This is a genomic window from Magnetovibrio sp., assembly GCF_036568125.1.
Classification (GTDB): Bacteria; Pseudomonadota; Alphaproteobacteria; order Rhodospirillales; family Magnetovibrionaceae; genus Magnetovibrio.
Map to the genome: position 1 here is coordinate 160,292 of NZ_DATCTF010000015.1, position 18,664 is coordinate 178,955.

General features: G+C 57.9%; 18 protein-coding genes, 1 tRNA gene and 1 riboswitch. Of the genes, 11 read left to right on the forward strand and 8 right to left on the reverse strand.

All coding sequences use genetic code 11. The features are described 5' to 3' along the window. Positions 1-26 precede the first annotated feature (26 nt). Positions 27-887 (reverse strand): NUDIX hydrolase, encoded by an 861-nt coding sequence (locus tag VIN96_RS13435; protein WP_331896761.1) that lies wholly within the window; start codon positions 885-887, stop codon positions 27-29. Positions 888-1,016: 129 nt separating this feature from the next. On the opposite strand from VIN96_RS13435, the gene VIN96_RS13440 reads away from it, so the two are divergent. The 5 genes from VIN96_RS13440 to VIN96_RS13460 all read left to right on the forward strand — a co-directional run bounded on the left by VIN96_RS13440 (position 1,017) and on the right by VIN96_RS13460 (position 6,604). Continuing rightward, positions 1,017-1,619, forward strand: a complete 603-nt coding sequence (locus VIN96_RS13440) for a dTDP-4-dehydrorhamnose 3,5-epimerase family protein (RefSeq protein ID WP_331896763.1) — start codon at positions 1,017-1,019, stop codon at positions 1,617-1,619. A gap of 155 nt (positions 1,620-1,774) precedes the next feature. After that, positions 1,775-2,743: a thiamine pyrophosphate-dependent dehydrogenase E1 component subunit alpha gene (locus VIN96_RS13445; RefSeq protein WP_331896765.1), complete on the forward strand. Its 969-nt coding sequence runs from the start codon at positions 1,775-1,777 to the stop codon at positions 2,741-2,743. 10 nt (positions 2,744-2,753) lie between these two features. Then, on the forward strand, positions 2,754-3,824 hold the full coding sequence (locus VIN96_RS13450; protein ID WP_331896767.1) for an alpha-ketoacid dehydrogenase subunit beta: 1,071 nt from the start codon (positions 2,754-2,756) through the stop codon (positions 3,822-3,824). Positions 3,825-3,863: 39 nt separating this feature from the next. Continuing rightward, positions 3,864-5,153, forward strand: coding sequence for an SGNH/GDSL hydrolase family protein (locus VIN96_RS13455; protein WP_331896769.1), 1,290 nt, complete (start codon positions 3,864-3,866; stop codon positions 5,151-5,153). Then, the gene (locus tag VIN96_RS13460; RefSeq protein WP_331896770.1) at positions 5,150-6,604 is read left to right on the forward strand and encodes a sulfatase-like hydrolase/transferase; all 1,455 of its coding nucleotides are present in this window, start codon (positions 5,150-5,152) and stop codon (positions 6,602-6,604) included. Before VIN96_RS13455 ends, VIN96_RS13460 begins: the two co-directional genes overlap by 4 nt. Positions 6,605-6,609: 5 nt before the next feature. Here VIN96_RS13460 and VIN96_RS13465 read toward each other — a convergent pair whose 3' ends face one another. Both VIN96_RS13465 and VIN96_RS13470 read right to left on the reverse strand, forming a co-directional pair. Further along, on the reverse strand, positions 6,610-7,080 hold the full coding sequence (locus tag VIN96_RS13465; RefSeq protein ID WP_331896771.1) for an NUDIX domain-containing protein: 471 nt from the start codon (positions 7,078-7,080) through the stop codon (positions 6,610-6,612). A 110-nt stretch (positions 7,081-7,190) separates the two neighbouring features. After that, positions 7,191-7,264, reverse strand: a tRNA-Gln gene (locus tag VIN96_RS13470). Positions 7,265-7,479: 215 nt separating this feature from the next. On the opposite strand from VIN96_RS13470, the gene VIN96_RS13475 reads away from it, so the two are divergent. Together VIN96_RS13475 and VIN96_RS13480 are read left to right on the forward strand one after the other, a co-directional pair. Then, positions 7,480-8,523 (forward strand): Ppx/GppA phosphatase family protein, encoded by a 1,044-nt coding sequence (locus tag VIN96_RS13475; protein ID WP_331896772.1) that lies wholly within the window; start codon positions 7,480-7,482, stop codon positions 8,521-8,523. A gap of 59 nt (positions 8,524-8,582) precedes the next feature. After that, the gene (locus VIN96_RS13480; protein WP_331896982.1) at positions 8,583-9,254 is read left to right on the forward strand and encodes an RlmE family RNA methyltransferase; all 672 of its coding nucleotides are present in this window, start codon (positions 8,583-8,585) and stop codon (positions 9,252-9,254) included. 15 nt (positions 9,255-9,269) lie between these two features. On the opposite strand, the gene VIN96_RS13485 is transcribed toward VIN96_RS13480, so the two are convergent. The 3 genes from VIN96_RS13485 to VIN96_RS13495 all read right to left on the reverse strand — a co-directional run bounded on the left by VIN96_RS13485 (position 9,270) and on the right by VIN96_RS13495 (position 10,850). Continuing rightward, positions 9,270-9,479, reverse strand: a complete 210-nt coding sequence (locus VIN96_RS13485) for a hypothetical protein (protein WP_331896773.1) — start codon at positions 9,477-9,479, stop codon at positions 9,270-9,272. 8 nt (positions 9,480-9,487) lie between these two features. Further along, positions 9,488-10,246 carry an FKBP-type peptidyl-prolyl cis-trans isomerase gene (locus VIN96_RS13490; protein WP_331896775.1) on the reverse strand — a complete coding sequence of 253 codons (759 nt, stop codon included), beginning with the start codon at positions 10,244-10,246 and terminating at the stop codon, positions 9,488-9,490. Positions 10,247-10,400: 154 nt separating this feature from the next. Then, positions 10,401-10,850 (reverse strand): host attachment protein, encoded by a 450-nt coding sequence (locus VIN96_RS13495; protein ID WP_331896777.1) that lies wholly within the window; start codon positions 10,848-10,850, stop codon positions 10,401-10,403. Between the two features lie 221 nt (positions 10,851-11,071). On the opposite strand from VIN96_RS13495, the gene guaB reads away from it, so the two are divergent. Continuing rightward, positions 11,072-12,532: an IMP dehydrogenase gene (guaB, locus tag VIN96_RS13500; protein WP_331896779.1), complete on the forward strand. Its 1,461-nt coding sequence runs from the start codon at positions 11,072-11,074 to the stop codon at positions 12,530-12,532. Positions 12,533-12,606: 74 nt separating this feature from the next. Further along, entirely contained in the window at positions 12,607-13,917 is a 1,311-nt protein-coding gene (locus VIN96_RS13505; protein ID WP_331896781.1) for an RsmB/NOP family class I SAM-dependent RNA methyltransferase, read from the forward strand. Positions 13,918-13,924: 7 nt separating this feature from the next. On the opposite strand, the gene VIN96_RS13510 is transcribed toward VIN96_RS13505, so the two are convergent. Further along, the gene (locus VIN96_RS13510) at positions 13,925-14,989 is read right to left on the reverse strand and encodes a phospholipase D-like domain-containing protein (protein ID WP_331896782.1); all 1,065 of its coding nucleotides are present in this window, start codon (positions 14,987-14,989) and stop codon (positions 13,925-13,927) included. A 159-nt stretch (positions 14,990-15,148) separates the two neighbouring features. After that, positions 15,149-15,253, forward strand: a riboswitch (TPP riboswitch). A 51-nt stretch (positions 15,254-15,304) separates the two neighbouring features. Here VIN96_RS13510 and thiC point away from each other — a divergent pair. After that, positions 15,305-17,104 carry a phosphomethylpyrimidine synthase ThiC gene (gene thiC / locus VIN96_RS13515; RefSeq protein WP_331896783.1) on the forward strand — a complete coding sequence of 600 codons (1,800 nt, stop codon included), beginning with the start codon at positions 15,305-15,307 and terminating at the stop codon, positions 17,102-17,104. Positions 17,105-17,236: 132 nt separating this feature from the next. Next, positions 17,237-18,034 (forward strand): TSUP family transporter, encoded by a 798-nt coding sequence (locus tag VIN96_RS13520; protein ID WP_331896785.1) that lies wholly within the window; start codon positions 17,237-17,239, stop codon positions 18,032-18,034. On the opposite strand, the gene VIN96_RS13525 is transcribed toward VIN96_RS13520, so the two are convergent. Next, complete coding sequence (locus VIN96_RS13525; protein WP_331896787.1) at positions 18,031-18,606, reverse strand: TetR/AcrR family transcriptional regulator; 576 nt, start codon at positions 18,604-18,606, stop codon at positions 18,031-18,033. The genes VIN96_RS13520 and VIN96_RS13525 overlap by 4 nt on opposite strands. Between the last annotated feature and the right edge of the window lie 58 nt (positions 18,607-18,664).

The following is an 18,664-nucleotide window of genomic DNA, read 5'->3' on the forward strand; positions in this document are numbered from 1 at the left end:
CTTAACCGTGTATTTCCCAAACCCTCTTAGACCCCCACGCCACGCAACCCCGTAACGATGGTGGCGTACTCATTGTGCTCGGGCGGCACAAAGCCTCTGCGCATCATAAAGTCAATCGCAACCAATGCGCTGTCGAACTTGAAACAAGGCCCGGAGGCAAGCATGTCCAACACCTCCCGTGGCTTCAGCAACAAGAACTCGCCAACTTCTCCGTCTTTGTTGTGAGGCACGAAATCAGAGGGCAGCCGTAGATCGTATGTGAAAACGAACCCCTTGCGCACGCCGACATCGGTCAACTGCAAAAACGTCACTCCCCCGGTCGGTTGGGCCATTCTCATCAATTCTTGAGGAATCCCGGCTTCTTCGTCAGCCTCTTCACATAGCTTGTCCATCGTCGAGCCCCCAACCGGCAAAAAGCCCGCAACGATCTGGTCCAGCAAGTTGGGCTGTGACGCCAAATGCGCGCCCCGACGCGACACCCACATGGACAAATCGGCCCCTTCACCCACAAACCCATTCAGATGCACGCCGTTGGAAATGATCCCCAAAGTCGGCAAGGCGGCGCGTTCGACTTCGAACAAGGGCTGCTGCCCCATCGCGGCGACAACCGGGGTTCGCTCTCCGCACCATTTTCCAAATCCATGGTTATCGCGAGAATAAATCCGAAATAAGGCCTCGTCGACAGCGCTCGACAGCGCGTCGTAATCCCGGTCTCCTCCCTGAATCACGATGCTGCCGTTTTCCCGGATGATGAGTGGTGCCTCTTGCAGCAATCGGTGCGAAAACTCTTCGCTGACCCACCCCACCGTCTGACCGCGTACGCACAAAGGGATGAAATCATTGAGCGTTGCATTGTTACAATCTAAAACTCTATCCAATAAGGTCACGGGTATACTTTCACCTGTAAATCACAAACTCTAAAACCATATATTCATACTATTGCGGCACAAGCCTTATTAAGCATAAGCTTTCGCCGTTTTTGCACGCAAACGCTAGGTCTGAAAGATAGTTACGCAATGAATACGATCGCGGCCACGTCCAAACCCGGAACTGTAGTCGAGGGATTGGAGGTTCGTCACCATGACTTTCCAGACATCCTGACATTCCGCTCTCCGGTAAGGTCTGACATTCGTGGCTCCGTCGCACCGACCTACAATAAAGAATTCTTCGATAGCCTCGGCATCAAATTCGATGTGCTTCACGAAAACCATTGCGTGTCTCCGCACACGGCAACGGTGCGCGGATTTCATTATCAGTTGCCTCCACATTCACAAGCCAAGCTCATCCGTGTTGTGCGCGGACGTATGCTTGACGTCAATGTCGACGTACGCAAAAGCTCGCCAACGTTCGGTCAGCATATTGCAATCGAGCTGGTAGCCGGGGAATGGGATCAAATCTTCGTGCCCGGCCACTATGCACACTGCTACTGCACGCTTGAAGAAAATACCGATGTCGTCTTTAAGCTCGGCGCCGGGTTCGCGCCTGAACATGCCGTGGGGCTTGCTTGGAACGACCCGGCACTCGGCATCGACTGGCCCATTTCACAAGACGAAGCAATTGTCCTGGAAAGAGATCTTGACCGACCTTCATTTCATGACGTTACGGCCCTTCATCCCTAATATATCCGGGCTCCCGCCTGAGAATAATGCTTCTTGGTTTTGGGACGATTGATATGTAATAGTTTACCCGATTCACGAGAAATGCCTTACTCTCCGCCCCTCGACTGCGCTGAGACACAGTTAGCCACCTACCAACAATTTGAGTCCGACACACGATGAACAATGAACTCCGCAAAGATTTATTCAGATCGTTATTACGTGTACGCGCGATTGAAAATCGCATCATCGACAAGTATGGCGAGAACGAAATGCGGTGCCCCACGCACTTCAGCATCGGCCAGGAAGCCGCTGCTGTGGGGGTTTGCGCTCATCTGCGGCCAGAGGATTACACCATCAGTGCACACCGTTCCCACGCCCACTATCTGTGCAAAGGCGGCAGCCTTCCCAAAATGATGGCCGAACTTTACGGCAAGGAAACGGGTTGCGCGGGTGGCAAGGGTGGATCTATGCACCTGGTTGATTTTTCCGTGAACTTCATCGGCTGCGTCCCCATCGTCGGCAGCACCATTCCGATCGGTGTCGGTGCGTCGTTCGGCCGTTACATTCAGGACGAATCTGCTTTGACAGCCGTTTTCTTCGGTGACGGCGCCACGGAAACCGGGGTGTTTCACGAGAGTCTCAACTTTGCTTCGGTGCACAAGCTGCCCGTCGTCTTCGTCTGTGAAAACAACCTCTATTCCGTCAACACGCCTTTGGAAATGCGCCAACCTCAAGAGCGCACCATTGCCCAGCTTGCCGAAACCCACGGCCTCAAGGCCGTGGCCGAAGACGGCCAAGAGGTTGAAAAAGTATACGCTGTCGCGGGCGAATTGATCGACCATGTGCGATCGGGTCAAGGCCCTGTGCTACTGGAATTGGCGACCTACCGCTGGCTTGAACATTGCGGACCGCGACAAGACCTTCACCTCGACTACCGCCCCGAGGGCGAATTCGACCACTGGGTATCGCGCTGCCCGGTTAAGCTGTACCAAGAAAAAATGCTGAATGAAGGACATATCACCAAGGAAGAAATCGACGCCATGCAAGCCGAGATCGATGCGGAAATCGACACTGCTTTCGATTTTGCAAAAAACAGTCCCTTCCCGGACCGTTCTCAACTGATGGCCAATATTTACGCATCCTGAGGGGATAGATATGTCTAACGATACCGCACGTCACATTACGTATGCCCAAGCGATCAATGAAGCGCAGGATGTCTGTCTCGAAAAAGATCCAAAAGTCTATCTGATCGGCCTGGGCGTGCCCGACCCCATCGGGGTCTTTGGCACCACCAAGGATCTGGTCAATAAGTATGGCCCCAAACGCGTCCAAGATATGCCTATCGCCGAAAATGCGATGACCGGCATCGCGCTGGGCTCGGCGATTGCCGGCATGCGCCCCGTGATGAGCCACATGCGCGTCGAGTTCGCTATGCCCGCTATGGATCAGATTTGCAATCAGGCTGCCAAATGGCACTACATGTTCGGCGGCCAGTCGCGCATCCCCATGACCATTCGCATGATCGTCGGTCGCGGCTGGGGGCAAGGGCCGCAGCACTCACAAAGTCTGCATGCCTGGTTCACCCACACGCCGGGCCTCAAGGTCGTGATGCCGTCGACTCCCTATGACGCAAAAGGTCTTTTGATCGCCAGCATTGAAGACGACAATCCCGTCGTCTTTATCGAACACCGCTGGCTGCACAACGTTGTCGGCGCTGTGCCCGAGGGCTACTACAGCATCCCGCTGGGTAAACCTAACGTCGTCAGCAAGGGCGATGATGTCACGTTGGTCGCGTCTTCCTACAATGTGATCGAGTGCATCAAGGCGCGCGAGGCTTTGCAGGCGCAAAACATCTCTGCAGAAATCATCGATTTGCGCACACTCACCCCACTCGACGATGCGCCCATCCTTGAGTCCGTCAAAAAAACGGGGCACTTGGTTGTCTGCGACCAAGGTTCCATGACGACTGGGTTCGCAGCGGAAATCATGGCCCGAGTGACGGAAAAGGCATTTGGGGATCTGAAATCTCCACCGATCCGCATCACCTTGCCCGATTGCCCGACCCCGACCACCCGGGCATTGTCGAACTATTACTATCCGACGGTGAACCACATCGTGAATGCCGCATTGCGGACCCAAGGCATTGAGAGCGGCGATCCTTTTGATACGATTACGCCAGATCAGTTCCTCGACATCCCCGATCCATCATTCAAGGGACCGTTCTGATCTTCAGGGCCGCGACGAATTTTGCATTGAGGAGATTAAGTGCTGACCAAACATGCTGGCGTGAAATGGCGTGATCGTCTTATCAACGCCAGTCTGACCTTGGTGAGCTGCGTGAGCGTCATCGCGGCCGTTGAGTTCGCGCTGGATCGTGATTGGATACCTGGCCAGCGACCGGTCCAAACGACGCAGCTTGGCGATGCATCGTCTGCCCAAGACCTGAAGCAACGCGCGATCCGCTTGCGCATGCAGCCGCCGCTTGAACATCGTGTCTACAGTCCCAACGAAGATTACCTCAAAAATCGATCCGATAGCCTTGCGGCTGGCGAATACGTCATGGATACGGACGGCTTCGGCTTTATCCGTCCCGGCTTGGAACATCTAAACGCCGACCTGACGCTGGCCTTTTTAGGTGGCTCGACCACCGAAAATTTCTTCATGAAGCCCGCGCAACGCTTTCACTACGGAACGGCTCAGCTGCTCGAACAGCGCACAGGGCACACGGTCAACGCCATCAACGCCGCACGCAGCGGCAACGTCACCTTGCACTCGGTGAACATCTTTTTAAACGCCGTGCTTGAACACCATCCCGATGTGGCAATCTTGATGCACAACATCAACGACTACGCCGTGCTCTATCACGAAAAATCCTATTGGAACGATCACCCAGAACGCTCTCTCGTTTACGAATTGCCACATAGCGGAACTTTTTTGCCGTCTTCTCTTTCCGTTTCGCAAGCCGCACGGCAACTTCTGGATACGGCGATGGTGAGTTTGATTCCCAATCTCACCGCGCGGCTCAATCTGGTCTCTGCAAACCTGATGGGCGGCTCTGCACAATCTACCGTTTTCGGTGAAGATGCACAACGGCGACGCTGGGGCGTCGCTAAAGCATTGGATATGGTGCAGATCGAACACGATTTCCGCAGCGCTTTAACGACCTTCGTCAGTGCGGCGCGTTCTTGGCAGATCGAACCTGTGTTGATGACCCAACCGCACCGCTGGCCCGAACGCTTGGATGAACATACCCCAGCCTCGATCCGCGACTTCATGGCGCGCAAAGCCATTACCGGGATCGATTATGGCGAATTCCGCGCAGGGTATGTCCGCCTCAACGACGTTATCCGCGAGACCGCACGCGATCTCAACGTACCACTGATCGATCTTCAGGCCGAGATTGCGCCGAATACAGAAAACCTCTTCGACGCCATCCATCTGACCGGAACCGGTTCCCAGATCGCGTCCACGGTCATCGCCGAAACGCTTATGAAATATTTTGACTTTTCACAATTTCCCCAAAGCCCCCTCAAGCCTAAGGATCACTTGAAATGACCGTAACCCGGCGCGATCTTCTGATGGGTTTGGGGGGCATCGCCATTGGTGCCGCAGCAACCCGTGCGGTCATGCCTGGACCCCACGCTGGCAAAGAAAAACCGGCCGCCCGCCCCAACGTCATTGTGCTGATCGCCGACGACATGCGTTGGGATTTGATGGGCGTCGCAGGTCATCGCATTATTCAAACGCCGAACCTCGACCGCTTGGCGACAGTCAACGGCACACTATACAACAACGCCTTTGTGACGACATCCGTGTGTCCCACCAGTCGCGCCAGCATCATGCTGGGTCAAAAAGCCAGCACACATGGCATCTGGGGTTTCAACACACCGTTCACCGCATCGCAGATGGCGCGAACCTATCACCAGCGCCTCAAGTCGGAGGGATACCGAACCGGCTTCATCGGCAAGTGGGGGGTTGGCGATGTCCCCGGGCAGGCTCGTTTCGATTATTTCGATGGCTTTCAAAACCTCGGCCACTATTACCCGGCGGAAAAGCGCGATCAGCACCTGACTGATTATCATGCGGATTCCGCGATCCGTTTTCTCAAGGAAAGCGCAGAGCCGACACCATATTGCTTGACCGTCAGCTTTTGGGCGCCGCACGCACAAAGCAATCAGGCTGCGGATGAAATGCCGTTCGACGCCGAATTGGCGCACGTCTACAGCAACATGGACATTCCTGTGCCGCCGCATTACTCCTCGATTTTTGCCGATGGCCTGCCTCCGTTCATGGATGAGCAATGGTCGCGCACGATGTTCGAACGTCGCCATACCGACGCGGAAAAGAACCAACGCTTCACCAAAGGCTATTATCGCCTCATCACGGGCATGGACCGAGCAATCGGGCGGATTCTCGACGCGCTTGAGCAACGCGGCGACCTTGACAACACCTTGATCGTGTTTCTGTCCGATAATGGCTTTTTGTTGGGAGAACACGGCCTTACCGGAAAATGGCTGATGTTCGAGGAATCCATCCGCATCCCGATGATCGTCAAATACCCACGCAATTCCGAGAGTGGCGACCGCTGTGCACAAGGAATTCGCAGTCACCCAGTGCTCAACATAGACGTGGCGCCGACGATTTTGACCGCCTGTGGTATCCACCAGCCACCCGAAATGGAAGGGGTCGCGCTTCAAGCGTTCGAAGGCGGGAGAGAAACGCAATCGGGAACACCGCCGCGTGCGCATTTTACGTACGAATACAAACTCGATCCATTTTTCTGCCTTGGCGTACGGACGGATCGTTGGAAACTGGCGTGGTACGCCAAAGCCGGCAGGACATTCCTCTACAACCTGCTCGACGATCCCTATGAACAGCACGACCGGTTCGACGACCCATCCGTCGCACCGGTACGCGAACACCTATGGCAAACCTTGCAGGATGAGTTTCAGGGTTCGCGCCTGTGGGATGAAGCGCAAATCAGCCGGAATGGAAATACCCGCTAGAGAATCTATCGCACCTTTGAATTGTGGACATTGCAGTGCTGCCACAAGACGAAGGAATCATATGGAGCAACTCGCTCGTTACGCAGCATGTGTGCAGCTTCAATCAATTCCAGGCCCTGCCCTTCGCCAAGTCTGATGGCGGCGATTTCCTGATCTGTTAGCGTGGCCGTATAGTATACCCGTTCGACGGTGCCGAAACCGAACGGCTCGAAACTGAACGACATTCGGGTGAAATACTTCAAACGTCCCGCCAAGGACAACGACAGCTCTTCTTCCAGTTCCCGCACTGCGGCCTGTTCGTAGGTTTCGTCGCCATCGCACGCGCCGCCGAAAACGCCCAAATGGCCCGGGTAAAAAATGCCACGGATATCGTCACGTCGCTGCATGAGATAGCGTCCATCTTCCGACACCAAGATCACGGCCGCCGCATTGGCTGGTGCAAGCACGCCTGTATAGGGAAACGGTTCTGAGTTCATGCTGTACTTCCAATTACCATCGCAACCGAGGGCGTTCCTGAGTTTCGAGAAATATCGCGTCGCAATCTGCAAACAAAAACCCAAGAACCTTGCGATTCTTGGGTTTTAAGTGGCTGGGGAACCTGGACTCGAACCAGGATTGACGGTGTCAGAGACCGCTGTCCTACCATTGAACGATTCCCCACCAGGGATGCCCTCGAAGCCCTGTAAGCGGTGAGCCTCATGAAGACGATGCACATATATTCGTCTCGGCCCGCAAAGGCAAGGGCAGATTTCGGCCCTTTATGCCGCCACCGTATGGAAAACACGTCCCGGTCTGGTGTCGGAAACTTTGCACGAACGCGAAGCCTGCGCTATTGTGCGCTACAGCAAACCCCTACGAGAGTTATGACTATAGACATGACGACCCCCCAGGCAAATCGTGAAGACGTAAAAAGCGACCTGTTTACAAGGCCTGCACCGGCTTACGCCGCCATCGACCTGGGCACCAACAACTGTCGCATGCTGGTCGCGCGGCCGTTCAAGGAGAGCTTTCGCGTCGTCGATAGTTTTTCGCGCATCGTGCGTCTGGGCGAAGGTGTCGCCGCCGAGGGACGTTTGTCTGAAAACGCCATCAAACGCACCGTCAGCGCGCTCAAAGTCTGCCACGCCAAGATGAAGGCGTGTGGCGTGCAGCGCATCCGCTCGGTCGCAACCGAAGCCTGCCGCAGGGCGGAAAACGGTGAAGAATTCGTAGCTCGCGTCAAGGAAGAAGCCTGCTTGGACCTGGAAGCCATCAGCCCCCAGGAGGAGGCCGAATTGACGTTGACCGGCTGCGCGCCGCTGTTGGATTTGCGCCGCCCCAACGCATTGGTGTTCGACATCGGCGGCGGCAGCACCGAAGTGGTGTGGATCGACGCCAGCCACCCGGGCGGGCCCAAGGCGCGCGATGTCATTTCCCTGCCCCACGGCGTGGTGACGCTGACTGAAGATTTCGAAGGCCACACCAATGCCGGTGAATCTTACGAAGAAATCGTCGACCTGATCGACCGCAGCCTGGGTGAATTCGACACCCGTAACGGCATCAGCAAGGCCGTTTCCTCAGGCGAGGTGCAGATGCTCGGCACATCGGGCACCGTAACGACGCTGGGCGCGATGCACTTGCAATTGCGCCGTTATGACCGCTCGCGTGTCGACGGCCTGTCGCTGCGTTTCGACGACATCTGCGACGTGGTCAGCTATCTCGGCACCATGGATCACGACCAACGTTTACAGCACCCGTGCATCGGACCGCGCCGCGGCGACCTGATTATGGCGGGTTGCGCGGTTTTGGACGCTGTCTGCCGTCGTTGGCCGGTGGGCAGCCTGGTGGTCGCCGACCGCGGCATCCGCGAAGGCATCTTGCTGAATCTGATGCAGGAAGACGGTCACGAAATCACCTGCACCCGGGGTGCGCACCGATGACCAAACCGCCCAGAGGCTACAAGCCCAGTTCACGTAAATCCGGCGCCGGCACCTTGCGTATGAAGCACGAGAAGGTCAAAACCGCACGGGGACGCAAATATTCGTCGAAACTGTGGCTGCAACGCCAACTGAACGACCCCTACGTGATCGACGCCAAGCGCCAGGGCTATCGCTCACGCGCCGCGTTTAAGCTGATCGAACTGGATGAAAAGTTCCACTTCCTAAAATCCGGCGCGCGGGTGGTCGACTTGGGCGCGGCCCCCGGCGGCTGGTGCCAAGTGGCCGCCAGCATCGTTCTCAAAGGCAAAAACGGCCACCTTGGCAAGGTGGTGGGCCTGGACATCCAGGAAATGGAAGATCTGCCCGAGGTCACGCTGCTCCATCAAGATTTCACCGCACCCGAAGCACCCGATCTGCTGAAAGACGCCTTGGGCGGCGAAGCCGATGTGGTGATGAGCGATATGGCCGCGCACGCCACCGGACACACCGCAACCGATCACCTGCGCATCATGGGGCTGTGCGATCTGGCGCTGCACTTCGCCATCGAGGTGTTGAGCCCCGGCGGCTTGTTCCTCGCCAAAGTTCTCCAGGGCGGCACTGAAGGCGAAATGCTCGCCACCATGAAAAAGCACTTCAAAACCGTCAAACACGCCAAGCCACCGGCCTCGCGGGCGGATTCCGCCGAAATGTACGTGGTGGCGATTGGCTTCAAAGGCCGCAAACAGGACTAAGAAAAAGGCGGAGGATCAATCCTCCGCCTCATCGGTCTTTTTCTTCGGCTTGTTCTTGTCGTCGTTGCTGAACCGGTATCGACCATAAAGCGTGCAGCCCTTCATCCCCGGATCGCACACAGGCATGGTGTTCCCGTCCTCATCGACGTCTTCGCCGATTACGGCGCGCATCTTGACCCGCTTGCATCGCCCCCGCAGTTCGTGGGGGCAGCCCCAACCGCTCATGGCCTATCTCACGGTTTGACGACGGCGTTGCCGTCCTTGATCCATTTGGTGATGCCGTCGGTCACATTATAGACCTTTTTGTAGCCGATCTGATCGGCCAAGGCCTGCGACAGAACCGAGGTGCGGCTGCCGGTGCGGCAAATCAAGATCACTTCGTCTTCCAAACCCGCGACTTCCTTAAAGGCCGGAATGAAGGGTTTTTCAAAGTTGCCTCGCGCGCCGAACGCGGTGATCAGGTGCGCGCCCTTGATGACGCCGGTTTCTTTCCATTCGTCGGGACGGCGGATATCCACCACCGGCACGCCACGCGCGATGAGTTCTTTCAGCTTGGTATTGTCGATGCTGGTGTAGTTGGGGGCTTTGACACCCAACAGTTCGACTTCGAATTTCAGCGTCGCATTGGGCGGAATCGCGCCGGGCACACCGCGCTCACCGTAAGCCAGCGCGGGCGGGATGATCAACTCGCGCTTGCCGCCGACCTTCATGCCCTCGACGCCAATTTCCCAACCGGGAATGACTTCGCGATTGCCGAGATAGAAATAAAACGGATCGCCGCGATCCTTACTGGAATCGAACTTTTTGCCGTCCATGGTCCAACCGGTGTAGTGCACTTTAACTTGGGAGTGCAGGGTAGCGGCATCCCCCGTGCCCACGACCAGGTCCTTGGTCTCAACCGTATCTGCGGCGTGGGCGCCCATCGCGTTGACGCCAAGCAGCGCCACTACGGCCAATGCGGCAAAGCCGCTGCGAAAAAGTTTTGCGATCATCGTTATTATCCTGAACAGTGTCGGGGTTCGTTAGTCCTGATATAGCGCCAAACACCGACTCAGACAATGGCGGCCGCCGACAGAACTGCGGACAAAACGAGGCCCCGTCCGAAGGCGGGGCCCGTTTTCGCCTGAGATGCGGCGTCGCACGTGCTTATAGGCGCACGACGTCTTCCAGGTGGTCGCCAAGCTCGTGAATGGTCAGATGCGTAAGATCTTTACCAAGCTCTGCGGTGATAGAACCCTCCAGTTTACCGTCGAGCGCCTTACGCAAATCGCCCAGGGTCTTTGGCGGTGCGACAAGCACCAAATCGTCGAATGCGCGGTGACTATGCGCTTGTTCCAACGTCTTCGCCATTTCGGCGGCGAAGAGGTGCTTCTCATAAGTATGCCAGTCCACCTTGGGCTCCACGGCATGGTGTGCGCCAACGCCACCGCCCTGGCTGCGCCCCGGCTTATCGGTGCCGAAGTCGCGCGTGGGGGCGTGGGATGCCGCGAAGTCATGGCTCATTGCCAATGCCAACCCCTTGCCGGGACCGTCGCATTGGACGATACGGGCACGGGCGCCATCCGCAACCAGGATCCAGGTTTTGCGCGCTTTCATGACCTTTCTCCTTACAAGATCCGGTCAGCTTGCTTCGCAAAATTCTCAAAGAAAGCTGCGATCCGTTTCCATGATTACCTATTATACACTCATCGGCCGTTGTTTGAAATCCAGCCGTTGAAATAGACCTGAATTTTTACCCATGTCGCAGTGCGGAATCAGGGTTGGCAAGCGGGCGCTAATCTGTATGATTACGCGCCAACTCGTGACCCGGAGGTGGCATGCAAATTCAAGAAGCCCTAACGTTTGATGATGTTCTGCTGACCCCGGCGGAATCCGACGTTTTGCCCGCGCAAACGGACACCCGCACGCGGCTCACCAACACCATTGAAATGGGCATTCCCCTGCTGTCCGCAGCCATGGACACCGTGACGGAAACCCAAATGGCGATCACCATGGCGCAATTGGGCGGCATCGGCGTGATCCACAAAAACCTCGACGTGGCCGAACAGGCCGCGCAGGTGCGCAAGGTCAAAACCTTCGAAGCCGGCATGGTCGCCAACCCCGTGACCATTTCGCCCGACGCCACCTTGGCCGAAGTCATGGCGCTGAAAGACCAGTTCGGCTATTCCGGCATTCCGGTGGTCGAAGACGGCAGCAAAAAATTGCTCGGCATCATCACCAACCGCGACGTGCGCTTCGCCCAGGATCCTTCGCAAAAGGTCGGCGAACTGATGACCCGCGAACTGGTCACGGTCAAAGGCGGCGTCGAACGCGCCGAAGCCATGCGCCTGCTGCACCAGCACCGTATCGAAAAGCTGTTGGTGGTCGACGATAACGACCGCTGCGTCGGCCTCATCACCGTCAACGACATTCAAAAAGAACAAGAACACCCCAACGCCTGCAAGGACGGCGAAGGCCGCTTGCGCGTCGCCGCCGCAACCGGCGTTGGCCCGGCCGGCATCGAACGCGCCGAAGCGCTGATCGCGGCGGGCGTCGACCTGTTGGTCATCGACACCGCGCACGGCCATTCCAAAGGCGTTGCCGATGCGGTGCGCGCGATCAAGTCCGCATCCAACGTCGTCCAAGTCATGGCCGGCAACATCGCCACGCCCGAAGCCGCCGAGGCGTTGATCGCCGCCGGTGCGGACGTGGTCAAAGTCGGTATCGGCCCAGGCACCATCTGCACCACGCGCATGGTCGCGGGTGTCGGCGTGCCGCAGCTGTCCGCCATCATGGAAACGGCTCAGGCGTGCAGGAAGCACAACATCCCGCTGGTCGCCGACGGCGGCATCAAGTATTCCGGCGACATCGCCAAGGCTCTCGCCGCTGGCGCCAACTGCGTGATGATGGGTTCTGTCTTCGCGGGCACCGAAGAAAGCCCCGGCGAGGTATTCCTGTACCAAGGCCGTTCCTATAAATCCTATCGCGGCATGGGTTCCATGGGCGCGATGGCCAAGGGTTCCGCAGATCGTTACTTCCAAGGCGACGTTCAGGACAACCTGAAGCTGGTGCCCGAAGGCATCGAAGGCCGAGTGGCGTACAAGGGCCCGGTGGGCGCCGTGGTGCACCAGATGGTCGGCGGATTGCGCGCCTCCATGGGCTACACGGGATCGCGCACCATTGCCGATCTGCAAGCCCGCGCCGTGTTCCGCCGCATCACCGGTGCCGGTCTGCGCGAAAGCCATGTGCATGACGTGACCATCACCCGCGAAGCCCCGAACTACCGCTCGGAATCTTAAAAAGCCCCTCAGGCGCCGGGCGGTCGCGCTTACTCACCCTTATGGGCTCGGATTGCGAGCGCCGGAGAACACTCATGCTGCCTGCTGCTCGCACCGAAGCCGCCATTTACCTGTTGGGCAAAATCACCGACGAACGCCGTCCCGCCGACGATATCGTGCGCGCCTGGTTCCAGGCGCGCCGCTTCGTCGGCTCCAAGGACCGCCGCGCCATCCGCGAGCGGGTCTATGGGGTGTTGCGCGCCCTCAACCGCCTGGATTGGCATCTGGGCGATGCGGAGAAGTCTGCGCGCACCCGTGTGCTTGCCGCCATCGTGCTCGAAGGCGGCGACGCGGCGGCGAACTTCGATGGTTCTCCCCACGGCCCCGCGCCCTTGAACGACAGCGAACAGCTGCTGGTCGACGTTCTCACCGGCAAGCAGATCAACGATCCGGCCATGCCCGGCCACGTCCAGGTCGAACTGCCCGAATGGCTGGCCGACAAGCTCAAGCCGGTGTTTGGCGAAACCTTCATGGCGGAAATGACCGCGCTGAACCAACCCGCACCGATGGACCTGCGCGTCGCGCTCGGCCGGGTGTCGCGCGATCAGGCGAAACAGGCCCTCGCCAAGGGCGGTATCAAAACCGATCTAACGCCCTTGTCCCCAATGGGCCTGCGCCTTGAAGCGCATACCGACATCGGACGCACCACCGCGTTTCGCAAAGGCTTCGTCGAAGTTCAGGACGAAGGCTCGCAAATTCTCAGCCTGTTGGTGGGCGCGAAAGCCAACATGCATGTGCTCGACTACTGCGCGGGTGCGGGGGGCAAGACTTTGGCAATCGCCGATCGCTTGGGCCTGACCGACGGCCAATCTTCCGGCAAGCTGGTCGCAACCGACGTCGAAGCCGCCCGCTTGGAACGTATGGACAAGCGTCTCGCCCGCGCAAAACTAGGCGATAAAATCGAACGTCACGTCTTAAGCGACACCGACACCTGGGCCGTGGACCATGCGGGGACCTTCGACCGCGTGTTGGTTGACGCGCCGTGCACCGGCGCGGGTACGTGGCGCCGCCACCCGGAACAAAAAAAGCGCCTGACCTCAGAGCGCCTGAGCGAACTGATGGCGATGCAAAGCGACGTTCTGAACAACGCCGCACCGCTGGTCAAACCCGGTGGACGGCTGATTTACGCCACCTGTTCGTTGCTCGCGGAAGAAAATGAGCAGCGCGTCGAGGCTTTCCTCGAAAGTCATCCGAATTTCCAGCTGCTGCCCATCCAAACCGTCTGGGCGGAGACCCTCAAAAAGGTCGAATGCCCGGATATGGGTGAGAGCCCTTACCTGCGCCTGACCCCCTATCGTCATGGCACCGACGGCTTTTTCGTCGCCGTGATGGCGCGCAACTCCTAAAGGGTGATTACGCCTGCTGTCCGTGAACTTCGATCATGCGGTCGATTTCCTTCAGCGCGTATTTCGCCAGCTTTTTCTGTTCCTTTACGGCGTCGGGATTCTGCTCCTCGAAATCGCCGATGACGATGATGTTTTCGTCGTTGAGCCTGTTGGCCGGGTCGGTGTAGTTGAAGCTGCCGACGACCATGACCTGCTCGTCCAGAACCATCAGCTTGTGATGGAGCTTGTTCAAACCCGCCTTTTTCGGCGCGGTCCATAAATCGCCGCCCATCGCCTTGAGATCCTTAAGCGGCGACCAGTCCTTGGCTTGGCCGTGGTCGAAGATCCCTCGCACCGGCATGCCGGTACGAATCAATGCCGCCATGACATCGTCGATCCCCGATGATTTGGAAAACGTAAAAATGGCGAAATCGATGCGTTTTCGTGCCTTAAGCATCTGTTTCATGATTTCCATTTCCGGGGAATGATCGGGGGCGAACAGCGGCTTGACCTTCACCTTCGACACCGTGAACAAGCCCGGTTTGGGGTCATGGCGTTGGCGGTTCTTGCCGAACGTGCCATCCCAAATCTCGTCGAATTCCAAGCCGTACTGTTCCAGCACCCGTGCGGATTTGACCTCGACCAGATGGTTGAGGTTGGCGTGAGTGCCCGTGGGGGTGAAGTTGGTCGACCCGGTCAACAGTGCGCGACGGCCGCCCGCGCGATCGCGCACGATGAATTTCTGGTGAAAGATGTTGGCGTTATAATCCGTGCGGACTTCGCAACTGGCCCGCAACAAGGCTGCATGCAAGTCGCGGTTGGGTTCGTGTTTGCCGCCGGGACTGAAGGGGTCGGCCTTGAACGTGTCGGCAACCAGATAATCGCCTTCCAAGACGATCCGAACCTTGACGCCGCGGCGACGGGCCTCGACCACGGCTTCGGCGATGGGGCGCGATTCCAATTCCTGCACCGCAATGTCGAGGGTGTTTTTCGCCGCGCCTATAAACCCAACGATGGCTGCTTCCAGATCATCCGGCGCACCCAACGTGTGCGGCCCCATATACAGCGTGATGTTTCCGATACTTACGGGCATACGCCAACCTCCACTTGACTGTAGTTAACCGACCAACTCTACCAAAGGTAGGTTCTCGGGGTGTATATTTTTTATTTAATTCCGAATCAGGTTGGTACGTGCTTTTTTCATCGCCCCCCGAAGCAATGCTTGACCTTTGCGCTCGACTACCCCAGATTCAGCTCATCCGAGGGGCGGCCTGCTTTGTTTCGATGGCAGGCCTGAGAAGCACCCTTTGAACCTGATCCGGGTGATGCCGGCGTAGGGACGGAAGCCGACTTTTCCCATCCAGCTTCTGTTCCCACCGGCATCTCCAAAATCTTAACGGAGGCCGTCATGGACGCCAAAGTCGACACCAGTTCCATCAATGTCACCACCGGACCGATTCAAGGGTCCCACAAGCACTACGTCGAGACCGAAAGCGGCCTCAAGGTCGCCATGCGCGCCATTCCGTTGGAGCCGTCGTCCGGCGAGGTACCGGTGATCGTGTACGATCCGTCCGGTCCCTACACCGACCCCAATGTCGACATCGACATCAACAAAGGCCTTGCCCCGCTGCGCGCAGATTGGATCTTGGCCCGCGGCGACGTCGAAGCTTATGACGGGCGCGAAGTGAAACCGGAAGACAACGGCAAGAAAGCCACCGTGCCCGAATGCCCCGCCGTCAACCACCGCCCGCTGCGCGCCAAAGCGGGACAGAACGTGTCTCAGCTGGCTTATGCCAAACGCGGCATCATCACCCCGGAAATGGAATACGTCGCCGTTCGTGAAAACGAAGGCCGCAAAGCCGCCACCGGCAAAGCCCGCGACGGTGAAGATTTCGGCGCATCAGTGCCCGATTTCGTCACCCCTGAATTCGTGCGCGACGAGATTGCCCGCGGGCGCGCGGTGCTGCCCGCCAACATCAACCATCCGGAATCGGAACCGATGATCTTGGGCCGGAACTTCCTGACCAAGATCAACGCCAACATCGGCAACTCCGCCGTGACCAGCTCGGTCGGTGAAGAGGTCGACAAAATGGTGTGGTCGACCCGTTGGGGCGCCGACACCGTGATGGACCTCAGCACCGGCAACGACATCCACAACATCCGGGAATGGATCATCCGCAATTCGCCCGTGCCCATCGGCACCGTGCCAATTTACCAAGCGCTGGAAAAAGCCAACGGCGTCGCCGAAGACCTGACGTGGGAAATGTTCCGCGACACCCTCATTGAGCAAGCTGAACAAGGCGTCGATTACTGGACCATCCACGCGGGCGTGCGTTTGGCGCACATTCCGCTGACCGCCAACCGCACCACCGGCATCGTTTCGCGCGGCGGTTCGATCATGGCCAAGTGGTGCCTGACCTATCATAAGGAAAGCTTCCTTTATGAGCATTTCGAGGAAATCTGCGACATCTGTGCGCAATATGACGTTGGTTTGAGCTTGGGCGACGGCTTGCGCCCCGGATCGACCGCTGATGCCAACGACGCCGCGCAGTTTGCCGAACTGGAAACCTTGGGCGAGTTGCAAAAAGTCTGCTTCGCAAAAGACGTGCAGTGCTTCATCGAAGGCCCCGGCCACGTGGCGATGCACAAGATCAAAGAGAACATGGACAAGCAGTTGGAAGTCTGCGGCGAAGCCCCGTTCTACACGCTTGGCCCGTTGGTGACCGACATTGCCCCGGGCTACGATCACATCACATCCGCCATCGGCGCGGCGATGATCGGCTGGTACGGCTGTGCAATGCTGTGTTACGTGACGCCGAAAGAACACTTGGGCCTGCCCAACCGCGACGATGTCAAAGTCGGCGTGGTGACCTACAAGCTCGCCGCACATGCTGCCGATCTGGCCAAGGGGCATCCCGGTGCCGCCGTGCGCGACGACGCCATCAGCCGCGCGCGGTTCGAATTCCGTTGGAAGGACCAGTTCCACCTCGGCCTCGATCCCGACACGGCGATGGAATACCACGATGAAACCCTGCCGTCCGAAGGTGCAAAGCAATCGCACTTCTGTTCCATGTGCGGGCCGAAGTTCTGTTCGATGAAAATCAGTCACGAACTGAAAGACGCGGCGGAAAAAGGCATGGCCGAAAAATCCGCCGAGTTCGCTGAAAAAGGTCACGAAATTTATCAGAAGACCGAAGCGGCCGAGTAACGCGTCACGCATTCACGCACATCAGGGCCGCTTCGCGATCGAAGCGGCCCTGGTTGTTTTTGCGTATATACACAGCGCCGAAAAGCCGCCTATGCTGCTGCCCTCCCCAGGTATCAAATGTGCAGGCGCTGCATGGAAAACCTAACGATTGAGATTTTGGGCTGGCTGTTTTTGGCGGGCCTCGCGGGCGGGTTCGTCGATTCCATCGCCGGCGGCGGTGGTTTGATCACCGTACCGGCGTTGTTGATGGCGGGTCTCAACCCGGTCGCGGCGCTGGCCACCAACAAAGCCTCGTCTATGTTCGGGTCGTTCACCGCCACACTGACCTATGCCCGCAAAGGCCACGTCAATCTGCGCGATATGAAGTGGGCCATCGCGTTCACCTTTACCGGATCGGCCATCGGCACGTTGGCGGTGCAGATTTTGGCGTCGGACATCATGACCCAGGTGATCCCGTTCCTGCTCATCGCGGCGGCGATGTATTTCCTGTTCGGCCCCAAAATCGGCGAGGTCGACCGCCATCACTACCTGGAACAAAAACCGTTTTATTTCATCTTCGGCCTCAGCCTGGGTTTTTACGACGGCTTTTTCGGCCCCGGTACCGGCAGTTTGTGGGCCTTGGCGTTCGTCGCGGTGCTGGGCTTCAACATGCTCAAGGCCACCGCGCACACCAAGGTGGTGAACTTCACCTCCAACTTCTCGTCGTTCCTGTTTTTCGCCTTTGCCGGGCACGTGGTGTGGGTGCCCACCGCGGTGATGGCGGTGGGTCAATTGCTGGGTGCCCGCCTGGGGGCCAACACCGCCATGAAGCACGGCACCCGGGTGATCAAACCGCTGTTGGTCACGGTGTCGTTGGTGATCACCACCAAGCTGGTGTACGACGATCCCGACAACTTCATTCACAAGTTGGTCGTTGATCTGCTGGCTTAAGACAAAGCCTGTTCACAGCATTTCAGCAATGTTGTTTTGGTGGCGTGCAATATCTCCAGGCTTTGCGCCTCGTCCCGTACGCCACGCGCCAGTTGCACCGCCCCGACCATGGCCGACAACGTCATACGCGCCAAGGCTTGGTCGCCGCCCAGAACCTGGCTCAGTTGTTCCACCGCCAGTCCGGTCAATTTGCTGTAGGCGTCCTGCACACCGTCGCCCAAGCGCCATGCGTCCTCCGACAACGCCACCAGCGGGCAGCCTTCGGCCGGATTGTCGCGGTGCGCGGCCGACAGATAATAGTCCAAGACACCTTCAAACACTTCGCGCGTCGAAACGTTCGGGTCCGACGCCAGAGCGCGGTAACGTTCCATCACGCCTGTGTCCAACGCAGCCTCCGCGAACAGGTCGTCCTTGGATTTGAAATGGGCGTAAAAACCGCCGCGGGTGAGCCCTGCGTCTTTCATGATCTGATTGATGGTGACGTTGGCGTAACCGTGGGCTTTCCACAAATAACGCGCCGATTCGACGATCCGCTGGCGGGTTTGCGGCTTGTGTTCGGGGGGGTAACCCATATTGAGGTCTCCAATTTCGGCTTGACCTCATTCTATATGATAGCCATCATATCTCAAA